We start from the raw sequence: 18,914 nt of genomic DNA on the forward strand, positions 1-18,914 counted from the left end.
TCAGAACGCACGCGACACCGTCGCCATCACCGCCCTGCCGCTGCCGATATAATAGGCGGGCGCGGTGCCCGCGATCACCGTGCCGTTGCGGCCGATCGAGTCCTGCGCGTTGGTGGTGACCGCCTGTACGCCGGCCAGGACGTGCGGATCGGTGACGTTGATCGCATTGACGCGCAGATCGGTGCGCTTGCCGTCGAGCCACTCGGCCAGATGCACGCCGACCGACAGATCGAGCGTCGCATAGCCCTTGATGCGCTCGTCGTTGACGAACGTCGCATATTGCCGCCCAAGATATTTCGACGCGACACTGCCGAAGAACCGGCCGTCGTCATACGTCCCGCCCGCGCCGAACTGGACGGTCGGGCTCGACACCGCATGCTTGCCGCGCGTCGCGAGAAAGTCTCCGCCGACCGGCAGATCGTCGTCGATCCGCGCGTGCAGATACTCGCCCGAGAGATACAGGCTGACGCCCGCGACCGGCCGGTAATCGACCTCCGCATCGACCCCGTACGAGGTCTGCCCCCCGGCATTGAGCGTCCCGCTGATCAGCGCACCGCCCTGGTCGATGACGGTCGCCAACTGGCGATTGCGGAACTTGTAGTGGAAGCCGGTGACCGACGCCGAGAGCTGTTCGCCGATGAAGCGATAGCCGAGCTCCTGCGAGATCGAATATTCGTTCTTCAGCGCGGTCGTGCCCTGCGTCGCGACCACCCCGCCCGCATAGCTGTTGTAGAGCGTGAACTCGTTGGGCGTGCGGAAATTGGTGGTGATGTTGGCGAACACCTGCTGGCGATCGTCGAGCCGGTAATGGACCGCGGCGCGCGGCAGCGCCGCGAAGCTGTCGAGCCGCACGTCGGTCTGCAGTCCCGGCAGGTAATTGCGACCGTTGCGCAGCACGTCGACGCCCTTGAACCCCGCGTCGATCGTCAGCCGCGGCGTCAGCGCGATGCTGTCGGCGACGAAGAACCCCTTCGTGACGGTGACGGTGCGCTGGTTCTCATAGGCGAGCAGGCGGCCGTCGGCGGTGCGGATGGCCTTGGCGCGGTAGCCCCAGCGGTCGAACGGCTGCCCGTCTGCGTCGATCGAGGTGTAGGACTGCGTGACGCGGTCGGTGCCGTAGTCGAACCAAAGCCCGGCGGTGAGCGTGTGCACGCCGGTCTTCAGCGTCAGCTTGCTGACGTTGCCGGTCCGCATCTGGTCGCCGGTATAATTGCCGAGCACGGTCGCCACGCCGTCGACCGCGCCGGGCAGCGCGATCGGCTGGGCCAGCTCTTCGGTCCCGAGGAAATTGCCGGTGGTGGTGAGCTGTGTGCCGTAGGGCGAGTTGCCGTAGCCGAACTGGAGATAGCTCGTGGTGTCCAGCGCGAGCCGGTCGGTCAGCACCAGATGCACCGGTGCGGAGGCATAGAGGTTGCGGAACGGCGCGCGGTACAGCCGCCAATAGTTGGTATTACCCGCCGTGTAGCGCCTGTCATAGTTGAAGCCGCGCCCCTGCGCGTTCCACTCCGCCAGCGTCGGGCTCGGGTAACTCGACGAGTTCGCATCGTTATACGACAGCGCGAGGCTGGCGCGGTTGCCGGCGCTCCATTCCTTGAGCAGCTTCGCATCGATATGCTGGCGCGTGTCGTAACCGGCGCCGCGCCAATTGTCCGCGCGGGTGTTCGAATAGGACAGGAACGCCTTCAGTCCGGTGTTGCCGATCGTGCCGGTGTCGACGCGGACGAACGCACGCCGCGCCGCGTAACTGCCGAGCGACAGGTCGACCAGCCCACCGGGACGCGCCTTGGGATCGTCGAGCGCCAGCGACAACAACCCGCCGGCACCGCCCAGCGTCGGCGAATCGATATCCACCGCGCCTTGCGCCAGCGTGATCCGCCGCAGATTCTCGGGGTCCGCGAACTGCGAGGGATAGGCATAATAATAGCCGATGTCGTTCTGCGGCGCGCCTTCCATCAGCACGCCGATCTCGTCCTGCCCGAGCCCGCGGACGGTGAGGCTGGAACTGGTCGAGAGGCCATACGGATCGCTCGACGCGACGTTCGCGCCGGGCAGCAACGTCACCAGCTGGAACGCGTTGAGCGTCGGCGCCTGCTTGACGATGAAGTCCGCGGAGATCGCGCTTTGCGCTTTCGGCGTACGCTGGTCGGGTAAGAGGCCTGCCGGATCGGGCGTGCCGACGACGCGGATCTCCGCGGGTTCGGCCGGATCGGGGGCGACTTGCGCGAGCGCGGACGACGCGAGCAAAGTTGCCGACAGGGTCAACGCCACCCGGCCCAGGCGGACGCGCGATCGCCAGGACGGCGACGCGGACTTCAAAAACGGAAAACCAGTACCGAAAACGCTCACGTCCACTCCAATCGGAGGGACGACGGGCCAGCCGCGGACCCTCCCTACGCCGGTATAAGCCGGATCAGGTTCAGCGGGTCATGGGCTGCTGCCCACCTCTCAGCCGCGCGTCAGCGGCCCCCCGGGGATAGCTTCGCTTAGGCGGTCGGTGTGCCGGTGGAAAGCGCTATCGCCTTAAAGTGGCGAAGCTTTCCCCGCATCGCTCTTGCGCCGCCCATAGGCCGCGTACAGCGCGAGCCCGATGCCGTTCCAGATCACGAACCGGACGAGCGTCGACGTCGGCAGGCTCGCGAGCAGATACAGGCAGCCGAGCACGGTCACGGTACCGACGACATAGGCGGCCGGGCAGCGGAACAGCCGTGGCAGTTGCGGCGCGGTGCGACGCAACACCATCAGGCACACACCGACCGAGATGAACGCGATCAGCGTCCCTGCATTGGCGAGTTCGGCGATCTCGTCGAGCCGGAAGAACCCCGCGACCGCCGCGATCGACAGGCCGGTCAGCAGCGTGATCAACGTCGGCGATCCGGTCCGCTTGCTGACCTTGGCCAGCCGCCGCGGGAGCAGGCCGTCGCGCGCCATCACAAAGAAGATCCGGCTCTGCCCGTACATCATCACCAGGATCACCGACGGCAGCGCGATCACCGCCGCCAGCGCGATGATCTGCGCGGCGAACGGCTGGCTCAACTGGCGCAGCACCAGCGCGAGCGGCTCGGGCGAATTGGCGAGCTGCGTGAACGGCAACGCGCCGATCGCGCTGACCGCGACGGCCATGTAGATCACCGTGCAGACCAGCATCGAGCCGACGATGCCGATCGTCAGGTCGCGCTTGGGATTCTTGGTTTCCTCCGCCGAGGTCGCGACCGCGTCGAAGCCGTAGAACGCGAAGAACACGATCGCCGCCGCCGCCATCACGCCGCGCTTGTGCCCGCCGATCTCGGTCGAGCCGAAGCCGTAGGGCATGAACGGGTGGAGGTTGTCGGCCTTGAACGCGGGCGCGGCGTAGACGACGAAGATCGTCAGCGCGACCAGCTTGATCAACACCAGCACGATGTTCAGCGTCGCGCTCTGCCGCGTGCCGAGGATCAGCATCCCCATCACCGCGAGCGACACCAGCACCGCGGGCATGTTGACGATCCCGCCGCCATGCGGCCCGACCAGCAATGCGTGCGGCAGGTGGATCCCCGCCGCCTCGATCCAGCCGACCAGATAGCCCGACCAGCCGACCGCGACGGTCGAGCACGCGAGCGAATATTCGAGGATCAGGCTCCAGCCGACCACCCACGCGACGGTCTCGCCCAATGCCGTGTAGCTGAAGGTGTAGGCGCTCCCCGCGGCGGGGATCAGCGTCGCGAGTTCGGTATAGGCAAGCGCGGCGCACGCGCAGATCACGCCGCAGATCACGAAGGCGAGGATGACGCCCGGCCCCGCGCGTTCGGCGCCGACGCCGACCAAGGTATAGATCCCGGTGCCGACGATCGCGCCCACCCCGAGCGCGATCAGATGCGGCCAGCTCAGCGTCTTGGCGAGGCTGTGTTCGCGGTTATGGGCAGACGATTCGAACGATTTACGCGGTCCAAACATGCCCATCCCCGGTTGGTCTCTAGTCTCGCGCTGTGTCGAACTGCGCGCGCAGATCGGTCAGCGTCGATTGAATATGGCTCGTCAGCAGCACCAGCATGCGATCGTCGTCGCGTGCGAGCCACGCGTCGAGCATCTGGCGATGCTCCAGATGCGCCCGATCCTCGCGTCCCGCCGGGCGCAGATGCGCGACGACATAGCGTTCCGCCAGGATCGCCAGTCGCTCGACCATCTGCGTGGTCAGCAGGCGGCGGCCGGGACGGACCAGCGCGGTGTGGAACACGCGGTTGCGGATCGCGACCTCGGCCAGCCGCTCGCTCGCCGCGCTGTCCAGCTCTTCGAACGCCAGGATCGCCGCGACACGATCGTCGTCATTGGCGACCGTCGCGGCATAGGCGGCCGCCTGCGGTTCGATCGCCAGCCGCAACGCGAAGATATCGTTCGCCTCGTCCGCCGACATCGGCTGGACCGAATAGCCGCGGTTCGCGTGGCTGGTCAGCAGCCCTTCCTGCTCGAGCCGCGCCAGTGCTTCGCGGAGCGGGATCTTGCTGACGCCGAGTTCGGTCGCCAGCGCATCCTGGCGGATCGCGGTATGACCGGCGAGCTTGCCGGTGACGATCTGCTCGCGGACGATCTCGAACACCTGCTCGGACAGGGTGCGGACGACGATACTCATAGACGGAAGGCTCCGGGGACGGGATTGCGCCCCCTGCATAGCCCACACTTCATGAAATATAGCTCACGAAACTTGAAACCCGTTCCAAAAACGATCGTCGCGATCGATCCAGATCGTGTTGAACCCGGTAGCGATCGCCGATCCTTCGATCGACGGAATGATCGCCGGCGTATCGCCCAGCATTGTCTCGGCTTCGACGCGCCCGATGAAGCGGCTGCCGATATAGCTCTCATGTACGAACCGGTCGCCGACCGACAACCGTGCCTTGTCAGCGAGATGCGCGAGGCGGGCCGAGGTGCCGGTGCCGCACGGACTGCGGTCGATCGCCTTGTCGCCATAGAATACCGCGTTACGGCCGTCCGCCCCGTCTGTGCGCGGGACGTCGGCCCACAGCACGTGGCTGACGCCGCGGATCGTCGGGTCGAGTGGATGAACCGGCTCGAACTGTGCCCGTACGGCCTCGCGAACGCGGCCGCTGAGCGCGATGATCTCCGCCGCGCCGAGGTCGTCGAGCCCGGTATACCGCCCCTGCGGTTCGACGATCGCGTAGTAATTGCCGCCATAGGCGACGTCGATGCTGAGCGCGCCGATGCCCTCGACATCGACCGCGATACCACGCGCCGTGACATAGGCGGGCACGTTGGTGATCCTGACCGATGTCACTATCGCGCCTTCAGTCTCGTATGCGACGTCGATAACGCCTGCGGGTACCTCGATCCGCAGCCGGCCCGGTACGGCCGGCTGGATCAGCCCGTGTTCGAGCCCGAACGTCACCATCCCGATCGTGCCATGCCCACACATCGGCAGGCACCCGCTCGTCTCGATGAACAGGATGCCGATATCGGTATCCTCACGCGTCGGCGGGTAGAGGAACCCGCCCGACATCATGTCGTGCCCGCGCGGCTCGAAGCAGAGCCCGGTGCGAATCCAGTCGAACCGGTTCATGAAATCCTGCCGCCGCTCCGACATCGACGCGCCCTTGAGCAGCGGCGCCCCGCCCGCGACGAGGCGGACCGGATTGCCGGCGGTGTGGCCGTCGATGCAGAAGAAAGTGTGCCGCATCAGGCGGATGCTAGCGCCGGCTCGGCGGCGGTCAATGTCGGGCGGGTCGCCGCGGCCTTCTCGACCATCGCGATCACCTCGGCTCGGCGTTCGCCGATCAGCGGATAGCGTGGCGGCAGGACGCGTTCGGAGCCGCGCCCCATGACCTGCTCGGCGAGCTTGATCGACTGGACCAGGTCATGCTCGGCATCGAGATGGAGCAAGGGCATGAACCAGCGATAGATCTCCATCGCCTTGGCATGATCGCCGCGCGCGAACGCGTTGACCAGCTCGACCGATTCCCGCGGGAATGCGTTGGTAAGCCCGGAGACCCAGCCCTGCGCACCCAGATACAACCCCTCGAGCGCGACGTCGTCAAGCCCGGCGAACAGCACGTAGCGGTCGCCGAACGCGGTCTTCACATCGGTGAAACGCCGCGTGTCGGGCGCCGATTCCTTGACCGCGACGATGTTCGCGACATCGACCAATGCGGCCAATACATCGTTGTCGATCAGCGTGCGATACGCGGGCGGGTTGTTATAGAGCATGATCGGCAGGCCGACCTGCTCCGCCACACCCTTGAAATGCGCCACCAGTTCGTGCGGCTTCGGCACATAGACCATCGGCGGCAACAGCATCAGGCCGTCCGCGCCAACCTTCTCGGCGGCTTGCGCATAGCGGACGGCACGACGCGTGTCGTATTCCGAGACGCCGGTGATGACCGGCACGCGGCCATCGACCGCCTCGACGATCGCGGTCAGCACTTCGACCTTTTCATCATAGTCGAACGAGTTATTCTCGCCGACCGTGCCGAGTGCGATCACCCCGGTCACACCGTCGCGGATCAGGTCGTCGACGACCCGCTGGGTGTCCGCGAGATCGACGCTCATATCCTCACGGATCTGCGTCGTTACGGCCGGAAATACGCCCTTCCATTCGACAGACATTCGGTATCGACCTTCCTGCGTTTCAAGATATATATCGTATACGAATTCGTTAAGCGCCGTGCAACAGGAGATTGGATTGAAAACGATCGGTATCGTGGGGGGCGGCGTGGTCGGCCTCAGCTGCGCCGTCGCGCTGCTCGACCGTGGCTATGGCGTGAGTGTGTTCGAACGCGATGCCGATTACAACGCCGCATCCTGGGGCAATGCCGGGCACATCGCGGTCGAACAGGTCGAGCCTCTCGCCTCGCCCGCCGCGGTGCGCTCGGTACCGAAGCGTCTGTTCAGCGTCGGCGGCGCGCTAGGACTGCCGGTGTCGATGGCGGCGCACTGGCTGCCGTTCGCCGCACGGCTGGTCGCGGCGTCGACCCCGGCGAAGTTCGCGGCGGGCACCGCGGCGCTGACGCCACTGCTTGCCGGCGCGATGACCGCGTGGCGCGATCTGGTCGGCACGCTCGGCGCACGCGACCTGCTCCGCGAGGACGGCCATATCGTCGTCTGGGACACACCCGAAACTGCACGCGCCGGCCGTACCCATTGGTCGCGCGCTGCAATCGGCACGGCACGTATCGCGGACGCCGATCCCGACGTGCTGCACCGCCTCGGCTTCCTTGCCGATCCGGTCGGCGGCGCGATCCGCTTCACCGGCAGCGGCCAGATCGCCGACCTTCGCGTGCTTGCAACGACACTCGAGGCCGCGGTCGAGGCACGTGGTGGCCGGATCGTCCGCCAAGCGGCGCGATTGGCCGACGATTCAGGACGGATCGTCATCATCGGCCACGATGTCGATCAGCTACTCGTGACCGCCGGAGTCCGCTCTCGCGCACTGCTCGAACCGCTCGGCTACCGCGTCCCGATGATCGCCGAGCGCGGCTATCATATCCGCGCGCGTGCCGATGGCTGGCCGGCCGACCTGCCGCCGGTCGTGTTCGAGGATCGCTCGATGATCGTCACGCGCTATGCCGACTGCGTCCAGGCCGCGAGCTTCGTCGAACTCGGCGATCCCGATGGTGCGCCCGATCCGCGCAAATGGGACCGGCTGGAGCATCACGTCCGATCGCTCGGCCTGCCGATCGAGGGGCCGTTCACGCGCTGGATGGGGGCCAGGCCGACGCTGCCCGACTATCTCCCCGCGATCGGCCGCTCGACGCGCCACGCAAATCTCGCTTATGCCTTCGGCCACCAACATCTCGGGCTGACGCTCGCGCCGGTGACCGCGACGCTCGTCGCGGCGATGCTGGCGGGCGAAACCCCGGCGGTGCCGCTCGCGCCGTTCGACCTCGACCGCTTCGGTAAAAAAGGACCTGACGCATGACCATCGGCGGATCATCGATACCCGAAGAGTTGGCGTCCATCGCCCCTTGGGCGGACCGTGCGCCACCGATCACGCTGGCCGAGCGCACCACGAGGCTCGACAAGGCGCGCGCGCTGACCGAGGCGGCGGGCGCCGACGCGCTGCTGATCGGCGCCGGGGCGAGCCTGCGGTATTTTGCGGGTGTGCCGTGGGGCGCGACCGAGCGGCTGGTCGCGCTGCTGCTGCCGGTGAAGGGGCAGCCGATCCTGATCTGCCCACGCTTCGAACAGGGTTCGCTGGAGGCCGCGGTCGAGATCGAGGCCGACCTGCGGCTCTGGGAAGAGGACGAGAGCCCGTATGCGCTGGTTGCCGACGCGGTCGGCGGCCGCCTGCTGCTCGACCCGCAGCTTCCCTACGGCATGGCCAGCGCGCTCGCCGCCACCCGGCTCGATGTTGCCGATGGCGCGTCGGTGATCGACGCATGCCGAATGATCAAGAGCCCCGCCGAACTCGCATTGCTGCGCCAGGCCAAGGCGATGACGCTCGACGTCCAGCGTCGCGCCGCACGCATCCTCCACCCCGGCATCGCCGCCAGCGCGGTGATCCGCTTCATCGACGATGCGCACCGCGCGATCGGATCGTCGGGATCGTATTTCTGCGCCGTCCAGTTCGGCCACGCGACTGCCTTCCCGCACGGCTTGCCCGGCGACCAGCTGCTCGAGGAGAACCAGCTCGTGCTGATCGACACCGGCTGTCAGGTGGAGGGCTATCATTCCGACATCACGCGGACCTACGCGTTCGGTAACGTCGGCGACGAGGCGCGCGCGATCTGGGACATCGAACACGAGGCGCAAGCCGCCGCGTTCGCCACGGTCGAGCCGGGCGTGCCGTGCGAGGCGATCGACTATGCCGCCCGCGCGGTGCTGGAGAAAGCCGGGCTCGGCCCTGACTACCGCCTCCCCGGCCTGTCGCACCGCACCGGCCACGGCATCGGCCTGTCGATCCACGAACCCGCCTATCTGGTCCGCGGCGACCGCACCCCGCTGGCACCGGGAATGTGCTTTTCGAACGAACCGATGATCGTCGTGCCGGACCGCTTCGGCATCCGCCTGGAGGATCATTTCCACGTCACCGACACCGGCGCCGCCTGGTTCACCGAACCGCAACCCTCGATCGACCGCCCGTTCGGCTGAGGCGCCGCCGTCCCGTCATCCTGGGCTCGACCCAGGATCCAGAGCCACCGATGCCGTCGATCGAGGCTCTGGATCCCAGCTTTCGCTGGGATGACGGGGTTAGTCAGCAGGCGGTTGTTTCGAATTAGCCGCAGGGCGGCGCAGGCTTGGTGGCTGGATCGCGTGTCACGACCGCCTGTGCGTGCGGCGCCAGCGCCTCCCATTCCTGCACCGCGACGCCGGCATGACCACGAGCATCGCCCGACGTCTCGAACACCGCGCGCAGGCACCGCGTCGTCACCCGCGCAAAGCTCGCGGCCTGGAACCCGGCCACCCCCGTGCCGAACCCGTGCGGCCGCCGCACCCGTTTCCAGCCGCGATCCCAATATTCCAGCCACCAGCGCTTCGGCGGCGCGATCCCAGTACGCGATCCCGCCGGCTGGTCCGCCCAGAAGCGCACGCGCGTACCGTCCAGCGTCACTGGAGCATCCCAGCGATACGCGATCCACTGCCGCACGGGCCCTGCCCGGCTTCCCCACATATCCGGCGGCAGCGGGTTCGCCCGCACGATCCCGTCGTTCAGCGCGGCCAGCCAATAGCGCACCGGCACCGGCTCGTTCGACGCCTCGACCGTCGCCGCACCGGCGATATTGCGCGACGGCGACAGCGCCGGCCGAGCGCGCCGCGTCGCCACCACCGGCAGGATCGCGGCGGGCGTCACGCTGTCGTCGAACAGCATCGGATCGATCGCGACGCTGCGCCGGAAATGCCCGCCGCCGACCGCATCGGCGGTGTGATACGCCAGATACCAGCGCCCTTTGAAGTCCACCGCGCCCGGATGCGAGGTGGTCGACGACACCGGCTTCAGCACGACGCGGCGATACGTCCACGGCCCCATCGGCGACGGCGCGGTCCCGTAAGCGATGCACGCATGATAGATCGCCGGGGTACAGTCCGAACCCGGTCCCGCGGTATTGCCGGCGTACAGCATGTAATAGACGCCGCGCCGCTTCATGATCCACGGCGCTTCGAAGAACCCGGTCAGCCCGGTGATCCGCCGCTCGGGGCCGATCGGCGTCACCATGTCGCGCGCGAGCTCAACGCCGCGCAGTTCGCCGAACGTCCCCCAATAGAGATACACGCGGCCGTCGTCGTCGATCAGCACGGTCGGATCGATGTTCTGGATATCGTTGCCCACCGGCACACGCTGCGAGACGATCGGCCCAGACGGATGCGCATCGCGCCACGGTCCGGTCGGGCTGTCCGCGACCGCGACGCCGATCGCGAACCGATCCTCGGCATCGCTGCCTTTCTCGACCACCGGCGCATACAGATACAGCCGCCCGTTCCGCGCCTGGACGATCTGCCCGGCATAGGCGCGTGCGGACTCGGCCCAGGCGAACACGGTCTCGGGCCGTGCGATCGCCGGATAATGGACCCAGTCGCCCGTCGCCGGATCCTTGGTCGACAGCAGCTGCCATTCCTTCATCACGAAGTCGTCGACGTCCGCCGCCGCCTCGTCGCGCCCGGCGAGGATCCACAGCGTATCGTCGATCACCACCGGTGCCGGATCGGTCGAGTAATACCCGTCCGCGAGGATCGGATTGCCCGGCGCATGGACGCGCGTCCCCCGCGGCATATCCTGCGCCAATCCGGCGGAGGCGATCAGCCCGACCGCCGCGAGCCAGCGCCTACTCCTCGTCAGGATAGGGCCCCTTGCCGCCCGCCGCGATCAGCTGGTCGGTCCGCGCCTCGATCACCGGCACCGGCACCGATCCCATCTCGAGCATCGCATCGTGGAACGCACGGATATTGAACTTCGCGCCGAGCTTGTCCTGCGCCTTCTTGCGCGCGGTCTGGAACGCGATCTGCCCCATGTAATAGGACAGCGCCTGCCCCGGCCACGCGATGTAGCGATCGACCTCGGTCTCGATCTCGTGGTTCGACAGCGCGGTATTGTCGTGCAGATACTCCTGCGCCTGCTTCCGGCTCCAGCCCTTGGCATGGATGCCGGTATCGACCACCAGCCGCGCTGCGCGCCACGCCTGATAGCTCAGCATCCCGAACAGATCGTACGGCGTCTCGTACATCCCCATGTCCTCGCCGAGCGTCTCGCAATACAGCGCCCAGCCCTCGCCATAGACGGACAGATACGTGTCGCGCCGGAACGCCGGCAGGGTCTTGTTCTCGGACGCGAGCGGCATCTGGAACGCGTGGCCGGGCGCGCTTTCGTGCAACGTCAGCGCGACCTGCGAATAGAAGGGCCGCGACGGCAGGTCGTAGGTGTTGACCAGATAGATCCCCGGCCCGCCGCGCCCGCCGGTGTAGAACGGCGCGATGTCCGCGGGCACCGGCCGAATCGCGAACCGGCTGCGCGGCAGGTGCCCGAACCACGACGACGCCTTGCCGTCGAACGTCTTGGCGATCCACGCGGCGCGGTACAGCAGCTCGTTCGGCGTCTTGGGATAGAATTGCGGATCGGTGCGCAGGTGATTGAAGAACGCCTGCAAATCGCCCTGGAACTTCACGCTGCGCATGACGCCGTCCATCCGACCGCGGATCTTGGCGATCTCGGCGAGCCCGAGCGCGTGGATCTGCTCGGGCGTGATATCCTGCGTGGTGTATTCGCGGATTTTCGACAGATAATAGGCCTTGCCGTCGGGCAGGTCGTACGCCGCCAGTCCCTCGCGGGCATGCGGGATATACTCGGTGCGCAGGAACTTCAGCAGCGTCGCATAGGCGGGGACGACCGCCTGCGAGATCGCCGCTGCGCCCTCGGCCCTAAGCGCAGCCTGATCGGCAGCCGGGATCGTCGATGGGAAACTCTTGAACGGTTCGTAAAACGGCGAGTCCTGCGGCGTCTTCGCCTCGGCGACCTGCGCAACGCCGTTGTCGCGCCCCGTCAGCGTCACCCGCGCCGGCGTGAACCCACGCGCCAGTCCCGCGCGCATGTTGCCGGTCTGCTGGTCGAAATAGCGCGGAATCTGGCGCATCACCGCAATGTAATCGCGATAGTCCTTCACCGACTTGAAATTGCCGCGCGCGCTCTCGGTAACGTCCCCCCAGAAGCTCGTGTCGGCAGTCAGCGGCTTTTCGTAATCGCGGAAGCGTTGCTCGGCGAGCAGTGCGTCGATCTGCTGCGCATAGACCGCATAATTGACGCGATTGGCAGGCGAGAGTGTCGCCGGCGCGATCGCTGCCAGTTGCCGCGACACGTCGGTCCACCGCGCAAGGCGCTCCGCCTGCGCCTTGGGGCCGACATCGGGCAGCCGCGCCGCAGCGGTCGGATTGTCCTCGCCCTGCGCGAACTGGAGTTGCCGCCACGCATATTCCGCGGTGTAGAGCGCCTTGAACCGCGCATCCGCCGACGTCGCCGCCGCGGCCTTAGGAGCCTTTGGAGGCACCGCCCCCGCCGCCGTCGAGCCCAGCGCGAGCAACAGGATCATCGCCTTCATCGTCATTCTCCTGGAACCAGCGCCATGATGTCGCGGTACAGTGCGGCGGGTATCACCACACCCTCGGTCAGACTGCGCGCCCGCGCCGCATACCGCCGTTGCGACGGCAGCCGAGCACCCTGCCCCTCGATCGCCGCGAACATCGCTTCCGCGCGCGCGAGGTGCTCGGTGACCGCATCGCCCAGGAACCCGGCAGGATCGATCGCGATGATCAGTTCGCCGCCGATCGGCGATCCACCGCGCGCGGCGTCAGCCTCAAGCGATTCCCGGCTGGTCATGTCGCCGATCAGCGGCCCCGCGAGCAGTTCGACCATCGCCGCCAGCGCCGAGCCCTTATGCCCGCCGAACGTCCGCATCGCGCCATTCAGCACCGCCGCCGCGTCGGTCGTCGGCTGCCCTTCCGCATCATAGCCCCAATCGTCGGGCACCGCCTTCCCCGCGCGCCGATGCAGCTCGATCTCACCGCGCGCGACCGCGCTAGTCGCAAAATCGAACACGAACGGTTCGCGGCCGGACCGCGGCCAGCCGAACGCAATCGGGTTGGTCCCGAACACGGGTTCGGTGCCCCCCGCCGGCGCGACCCAGGCATGGCTCGGCGTGACCGCGAACGCGACCAGCCCGTCCTCCGCCAGCGCCTCGACCTCCGGCCACAACGCCGCGAAATGCACCACGTTGTTCAGCGCCATCGCGGCGATCCCATACGCGCGCGCCTTCTCCGCCAACCGTTGCCGCCCGCGCGCGAACGCGAGTTGCGCGAACCCGCCGCCGCCATCGACCCGCACGAGCGCGCGCGCCGGCTCGCTCACCACCGGCTCGGCATCGACCGCCACGACACCCTTGGCGATACTGTTAGCCGCGACCAGCAGCCGATAGATGCCGTGGCTCGCACAGCCGTCACGCTCCCCCGCGACCATCGTCTCCGCCACCGCCTCGGCATGCGCCCGCGACAGGCAAGCCCCGAGCAACACGCGCCGGGCAAGCGTGCGGATCTCGTCGAGGGTCAGGCGAACGCCGTCTGCCTGCGCGTCCGTCATGTAAAGGCTCCGCGGTCGCATCCGCACTCAGCGCGCAAGACCTGTTTCCCCGCGAAGGCGGGGATCCAGACTGGGCTCCCGCCTTCGCGGGAGAACAAGGAAGAGAGCGCTGCCGCCGGATTGCGGACCAAACCTGACACGGCGCTCATGCGGTCGGGCCCGGCTTGGCAGCCACCATCCGCACCCCGAACACCGGCCCTGCCGACGACCGGTCATGCGGCACGAAGCGGATCTTCACGCTCGCCTTGCCCTTGGTCACCCCGATCGGCAGCGGATACTCGACATCGAAGAACTTGCCCGGCTGGTCCGCCTCCAGATGCTGCGTGGCGACCTTCACGTTATCTACCAGAATATCGAAATCGCGCGCGCGCTCGTCGCCCCAATAGGTCGCCTGCACCACCAGCGGCCCCGGCCGCGTCTTCATCGCGAACTCGAAATACCCGCCCGACCGGGCATCGCGCCCGTTTCGCCCGCGATAGCTGACCGGATACGAGATTTCCGACGTCAGCGCATGATCGCGCTCAGGCTGCATCTCGCCGAGGTGCATCACGTCCACCGACCGTGCGGAGAGATCCTTCAGCCGCGCCTGCTCGGTCAGGAACGCCGCCTCCTCGGTCTTCCATGCTGCCTCGCTGAAGCGCTTGAAATACACCGCACTACGCCGGTCATACTGACTGTAGAACGGCACGAAACTGAGGTCGGCGGGCCGGATAATCCCCTTCGTCGCATAGCCCGCGCCAGCCGTCGGCGTGAACGCGGCGAGCAGATCCGCCCCCACCATCGCCGGATCGGCCTGCTCCCATTTCGCCTCGGTCGAGCCTAGATCGGCGGCCATCACCATCGGCCCGCGCAGCACCGCGACCGTATCGACGTCGCCCGGGGCACTCTCCAGCCGCAGGTAGAGCGGCACGGTGATCGCGACGACATCGCCCACCTTCCACCGCCGCTCGACGATCGCGTAGCCCTTAGCCAGCACCGGCTCGACCGCCGCGCCATTGACCGTCACCGTCGCGCGTCCGCTCGCCCAGCCCGGCACGCGCAACGCGATCGGAAACCGCCCCGGCCTAGCCAACTTCGTCAGCGTCAGCCGCGATTCCGGCTCGAACGGATAGCGCGTGTCGAGCGTCAGCACCGCACCCCGCGCCTGCCACCGCGCCTCCGCCGGGATGTAGAGATTGACCAGCAGCGTGCCGTCGCCCTCCCAGAAGATCGCCTCGCCGTGCTTGGCATGGCTCTCCATCCCCGTGCCCACGCAGCACCAGAACGCGTCGTCCTTCGGCGTCGAATACTCGCGCGCAGTGCCCGTCATCAGCGGCGTCATATAGGTGAAGCCGGCGTTCTTCGGGTTCTGTGCCGCCATGATGTGGTTCAGGTGCGCACGCTCGTAATAATCGAACAGCGCGCCGTCCGGCTGCCAGCCGTACAGATGCTGCGTCAGCTTGAGCATGTTGTAGCTGTTGCAATGCTCGCACGTCTGCTCGGTGATGTGGTTCGCGATCGTATCGGGCCCGGAGAAATACTCGCGGTCGGCATTGCCGCCGATCACATAGCTGTGATGCTGCGTGACAGTCTTCCAGAAGAACAGCGCGGCGTTCGCGGGCGCGGGCTTGCCGTTCAATTCGTGAATCCGCGCCAGCCCGACCAGCTTCGGCACCTGCGTATTGGCGTGGAAGTTCGCCAGTCTGTCCTCGCCCGCGACCATTGGATCGAGCATCTTCCGGTCGTACAACCGCTCCGCCACGTCGAGCCATTGCTTGTTCCCGGTCCGCGCGGACAGTTCGGCATAGCTCTCGTTCAGCCCACCATATTCGCACCCGAGCAACATCTGCATCTGCGCATCGTCGAGCGCCGCGAACACTTTCGCGAAATAGGTCGCGAGCCCGGTCGCGACGCTCAGCGCCTGCGTATTACCCCACGCGGCATGCACGTCGAGCAGCCCCGCAAATACCTTGTGCACCGTATAGAGCGGCGACCACGAGCCGTTGAGATCGAACCCGCCGGACTTGATCTCGCCGCGCATCACCTCGGGGAAGATCTCCTCGCCGTCGACGATCGTGCCGTCCTTCCGCTTGCGCCCCAGCGCACCGACATAGCCGGTGCCGCGCTTCGCCTGCGCCCGCGCCAATTCGGTGACGATATAATCCGCGCGAGTACGGCACTCCGCATCGCCGGTCTGCGCATGCATCAGCACGAGCGCGGTAAGGTAATGGCCGAGCGTATGTCCGGCGATCGTGTCGCTCTCCCACCCGCCATAGAGCGGCGCCTTCGCCGGCAGCCCGGCATACGCCATGAAATTGTGCAGCAACCGATCCGCGCTCAACCGCAGCAGATACGCGCGATTGACCTCGACCGCGGTCGCGTAGGCGGACGGGAGCAGGCGCACCGCGGACAACGGCAAAGGCTTGGCCTTGGTCGGGAGCAGCGTCGTCCCCCTGCCAGTCGCGCTCTTGCCAAACGCCTGTTCGCCCACCGACAACAGCGCCGCCGCCGTCGTCCCCATCAATACATCCCGGCGGTTTGCGAACATCTTTATCTCCATTCGGATATCGTATACTATACGTCCGACAAGGCAGCGCAAGTGACACTTTATCCTCACCTTTGACTTCGAGCGAGTAACGCCATGACAGCCTTCCGCCTCCTGACGCTGCTCCTGGCAACGACCGCGACGCTGCCCGGCGGTGCGCAACCCAAGCCCGCCAAGCCAAGCTACCGCCCGATCGCGCAGACCCCGCTCCGCACCCCCGCCTTCCGCGTCGCGCTGCGCACCGACACGCAGACGCTCGCCCGATTGTCCCCCGCCGCCGAGCCCGGCTTCGACTTCGTCTCCGGCGCGCGCGAGGCCGAGCGTGCCGCCGACGGCTACGTCCATATCGGCGACATCCACCTCCGCATCCGCCAGCCCGGCGGCGCCTGGACCGATTTCGCCTCCGCGCAGCACCGCAGAGCGATCCGCCGCCTACCCGCGACCGGCGCGACGCTCGCCGCCGCCGACATCACCGCCTCGCTCGGGACCGCCAGCCCCTTGCGCGTCGAGCGCCGCTGGATCGACGACCACGGCGTCCTCGCGCTGCGCTTCACGCTGACCAACACGACGACCGCCCCCGTCGAGATCGGCGCGCTCGGCATGCCGATGGTGTTCGACAACATCATCACCGACCGCAGCCTCGAACAGGCGCATGCGCAGGCGAGCTTCGTCGACCCCTATATCGGCCGCGACGCCGGCTACCTCCAGGTCACTCGCCTCAACGGCGCGGGTCCGGCGCTCCTCGTCCTCCCCGAAAAGGGCACGCCGCTCGAAGCCTACCGCCCGATTCTCGAAGCCGCCAAGGCGCCGGCGGGCGACATCTTCACCGACCGCAGCAAGAGAGACCAGACCTCCGAAGGCTTCTACGACTGGACCGTCGCCAGCAAAGCCTTTGCCGAGAAGGAATGGGCGAAGGCCGGCGAGCAATGGAACGCCCCGACCAGCTTCACGCTAGCCCCCGGCGCGGCGCGCACGATCGGCGTCCGCTTCGTCACCGCGCCGTCGATCGCGGCCATCGAGGACACGCTCGTCGCCAACCACCGCCCGGTCGCGGTGGGTATCCCGGGTTATGTCGTCCCGACCGACCAAGACGCCTCGCTGTTCCTCAAGACCCCGCAACCGATCGCCAAGGTCGAGAGCTTCCCCGCGGGCGCACTCGTCGCAACTCCGGCGGCAAGCGCGAAAGGCTGGGCTCGCTACACCGTGCGCAGCAAGGGCTGGGGCCGCGCGAGCCTCGCGATCACCTATGCCGACGGCAGCGTCCAGACGGTCAGCTATTACATCACCAAGCCGCTCGACCAGACGATGGCCGACCTCGGCCGGTTCTCGACGACGAAGCAATGGTACGAGGACAAGGCCGACCCGTTCGGCCGCAACCCCGCGATCCTCACCTACGACCGCGAGGCCGGCAAGGTGGTCACGCAGGACCCACGTGTCTGGATCTCGGGGATGAGCGACGAAGGCGGCGCGGGCAGCTGGGTCGCGGCGATTGCGAAACAGCTCGACAACCCCGACCCCACCGAGATCGCCAAGCTGCAACGCCTGGTCGACGAGACGATCCAGGGCGACCTGCAAGTCCCGGATGGCCCGCATGCCGGCGCGGTGCGGAAGAGCCTGTTCTACTACGATCCCGCCGCGCACCCCGGCTATTACGACCCGACCGTCGACTGGAAGACCTGGACCTCCTGGTCGAAGAAGGACGCAGGCGATCTCGGTCGCGCGTACAATTACCCGCACGTCGCGATCGGCCACTGGGTGCTGTACCGCGTCGCGCGCAATCACCCCGGCCTCGTCACCGCGCATCCGTGGCGCTGGTATCTCGATCACGCGTTCCAGACGACCACCGCGATGATGCGCGACGCGCCCTATTACACGCAGTTCGGGCTCATGGAGGGCGACGTGTTCGTCGATATCCTCAAGGACCTGAAGCGCGAAGGCCTGACCGCCGAAGCGACCGAGATGGAACGGCTTATGAAAAAGCGCGCCGATCACTGGCGCACGCTGCGCTATCCGTTCGGCAGCGAGATGGCGTGGGATTCGACCGGCCAGCCCGAGGTCTACGCGTGGATGCGCTATTTCGGTTACCAGCCGCAGGCCGACGTGACGCGGAAAGTGATCCTCGCCTATGACCCGACGATCCCGAGTTGGGGCTATAACGGCAATGCGCGCCGCTATTGGGACTTCCTCTATGGCGGCAAATATCCGCGGATCGAACGCCAGCTCCACCATTACGGCTCGACGCTCAACGCCGTCCCGCTGTTCGACGCCTATCGCGCCGACCCGAAAGACCTGCGGCTGTTGCGGATCGCGTACGGCGGCATGATGGGCGGCATCACCAACATCGACCGCGACGGCTTCTCCTCCGCCGCGTTCCACTCCGCGCCCGACATGATGAAATGGGACCCATATAGCGGCGACTACGGCATGGGCTTCTACGGCCACGCGATCACCGCCGCGAGCTATCTGGTGAGAGATCCGATCTTCGGCTGGCTCGGTTTCGGCGGCAATGTGGACCAGGCGGCTGGGGCAGTGAGCATCACCCCGAAGGACGGCGCCCGCACGCGGCTCTTCATCGCGCCCGCCGGATTGTGGATCACGCTGGAGGCGGGGAAGATTGGTCGGGCGACGTATGTCCCGGCGACGGGGGCGGTCACGCTGACGCTCGATGCGGCGACGAAGATCAGTCCGACCGCGCGCGTGTTCGTCGAGACGACGACCAAGGCCGGTCGGCCTTACGCTATCGCTGGCAGCACGATCGAACACGGCGGCTACACCATCATACTCGGAACGAAGCCCACCGATCTGACCCTGTCGCCGCGATAGCCAGAACACCGCCTCTGCTTCCGC

12 protein-coding genes and 1 riboswitch are annotated in these 18,914 nt (G+C 67.1%); of the genes, 3 read left to right on the top strand and 9 right to left on the bottom strand.

What is annotated here, in order from left to right; all coding sequences use genetic code 11:
* From C8J44_RS10900 to C8J44_RS10920, 5 genes are all read right to left on the bottom strand, one after another.
* Complete coding sequence (locus C8J44_RS10900) at positions 1 to 2,316, bottom strand: TonB-dependent receptor (RefSeq protein ID WP_404969209.1); 2,316 nt, start codon at positions 2,314 to 2,316, stop codon at positions 1 to 3.
* Positions 2,317 to 2,370: 54 nt separating this feature from the next.
* A riboswitch (TPP riboswitch) is annotated at positions 2,371 to 2,480 on the bottom strand.
* Between the two features lie 40 nt (positions 2,481 to 2,520).
* The gene (locus tag C8J44_RS10905; protein WP_121904478.1) at positions 2,521 to 3,936 is read right to left on the bottom strand and encodes an amino acid permease; all 1,416 of its coding nucleotides are present in this window, start codon (positions 3,934 to 3,936) and stop codon (positions 2,521 to 2,523) included.
* 13 nt (positions 3,937 to 3,949) lie between these two features.
* Positions 3,950 to 4,603: a GntR family transcriptional regulator gene (locus C8J44_RS10910; protein WP_056052308.1), complete on the bottom strand. Its 654-nt coding sequence runs from the start codon at positions 4,601 to 4,603 to the stop codon at positions 3,950 to 3,952.
* A 63-nt stretch (positions 4,604 to 4,666) separates the two neighbouring features.
* Positions 4,667 to 5,665 (bottom strand): 4-hydroxyproline epimerase, encoded by a 999-nt coding sequence (locus C8J44_RS10915; RefSeq protein WP_121904479.1) that lies wholly within the window; start codon positions 5,663 to 5,665, stop codon positions 4,667 to 4,669.
* Positions 5,665 to 6,591 (bottom strand): dihydrodipicolinate synthase family protein, encoded by a 927-nt coding sequence (locus tag C8J44_RS10920; protein ID WP_121904480.1) that lies wholly within the window; start codon positions 6,589 to 6,591, stop codon positions 5,665 to 5,667. The genes C8J44_RS10915 and C8J44_RS10920 overlap by 1 nt, the downstream gene beginning before the upstream one ends.
* Positions 6,592 to 6,667: 76 nt before the next feature.
* Here C8J44_RS10920 and C8J44_RS10925 point away from each other — a divergent pair, with 76 nt between their 5' ends.
* Positions 6,668 to 7,903, top strand: a complete 1,236-nt coding sequence (locus C8J44_RS10925) for an FAD-binding oxidoreductase (protein ID WP_121904481.1) — start codon at positions 6,668 to 6,670, stop codon at positions 7,901 to 7,903.
* Positions 7,900 to 9,075 carry a Xaa-Pro peptidase family protein gene (locus C8J44_RS10930; protein ID WP_121904482.1) on the top strand — a complete coding sequence of 392 codons (1,176 nt, stop codon included), beginning with the start codon at positions 7,900 to 7,902 and terminating at the stop codon, positions 9,073 to 9,075. The genes C8J44_RS10925 and C8J44_RS10930 overlap by 4 nt, the downstream gene beginning before the upstream one ends.
* Positions 9,076 to 9,199: 124 nt before the next feature.
* Here the strand turns inward: C8J44_RS10930 and C8J44_RS10935 are convergent, their stop codons facing one another.
* From C8J44_RS10935 to C8J44_RS10950, 4 genes are all read right to left on the bottom strand, one after another.
* Positions 9,200 to 10,693 carry a family 43 glycosylhydrolase gene (locus C8J44_RS10935; protein ID WP_121904483.1) on the bottom strand — a complete coding sequence of 498 codons (1,494 nt, stop codon included), beginning with the start codon at positions 10,691 to 10,693 and terminating at the stop codon, positions 9,200 to 9,202.
* Positions 10,694 to 10,745: 52 nt separating this feature from the next.
* Positions 10,746 to 12,509: a DUF885 family protein gene (locus C8J44_RS10940; RefSeq protein ID WP_310886164.1), complete on the bottom strand. Its 1,764-nt coding sequence runs from the start codon at positions 12,507 to 12,509 to the stop codon at positions 10,746 to 10,748.
* A 2-nt stretch (positions 12,510 to 12,511) separates the two neighbouring features.
* Positions 12,512 to 13,543 (bottom strand): Ldh family oxidoreductase, encoded by a 1,032-nt coding sequence (locus C8J44_RS10945; protein ID WP_121904485.1) that lies wholly within the window; start codon positions 13,541 to 13,543, stop codon positions 12,512 to 12,514.
* Positions 13,544 to 13,688: 145 nt separating this feature from the next.
* Positions 13,689 to 16,043 carry a glycoside hydrolase family 127 protein gene (locus C8J44_RS10950; protein WP_259466809.1) on the bottom strand — a complete coding sequence of 785 codons (2,355 nt, stop codon included), beginning with the start codon at positions 16,041 to 16,043 and terminating at the stop codon, positions 13,689 to 13,691.
* A gap of 120 nt (positions 16,044 to 16,163) precedes the next feature.
* On the opposite strand from C8J44_RS10950, the gene C8J44_RS10955 reads away from it, so the two are divergent.
* Positions 16,164 to 18,890 (top strand): DUF5695 domain-containing protein, encoded by a 2,727-nt coding sequence (locus C8J44_RS10955; protein ID WP_121904486.1) that lies wholly within the window; start codon positions 16,164 to 16,166, stop codon positions 18,888 to 18,890.
* Positions 18,891 to 18,914: the final 24 nt, after the last annotated feature.

The sequence above is a fragment of the Sphingomonas sp. PP-CE-3A-406 genome (assembly GCF_003688625.1).
Classification (GTDB): Bacteria; Pseudomonadota; Alphaproteobacteria; order Sphingomonadales; family Sphingomonadaceae; genus Sphingomonas.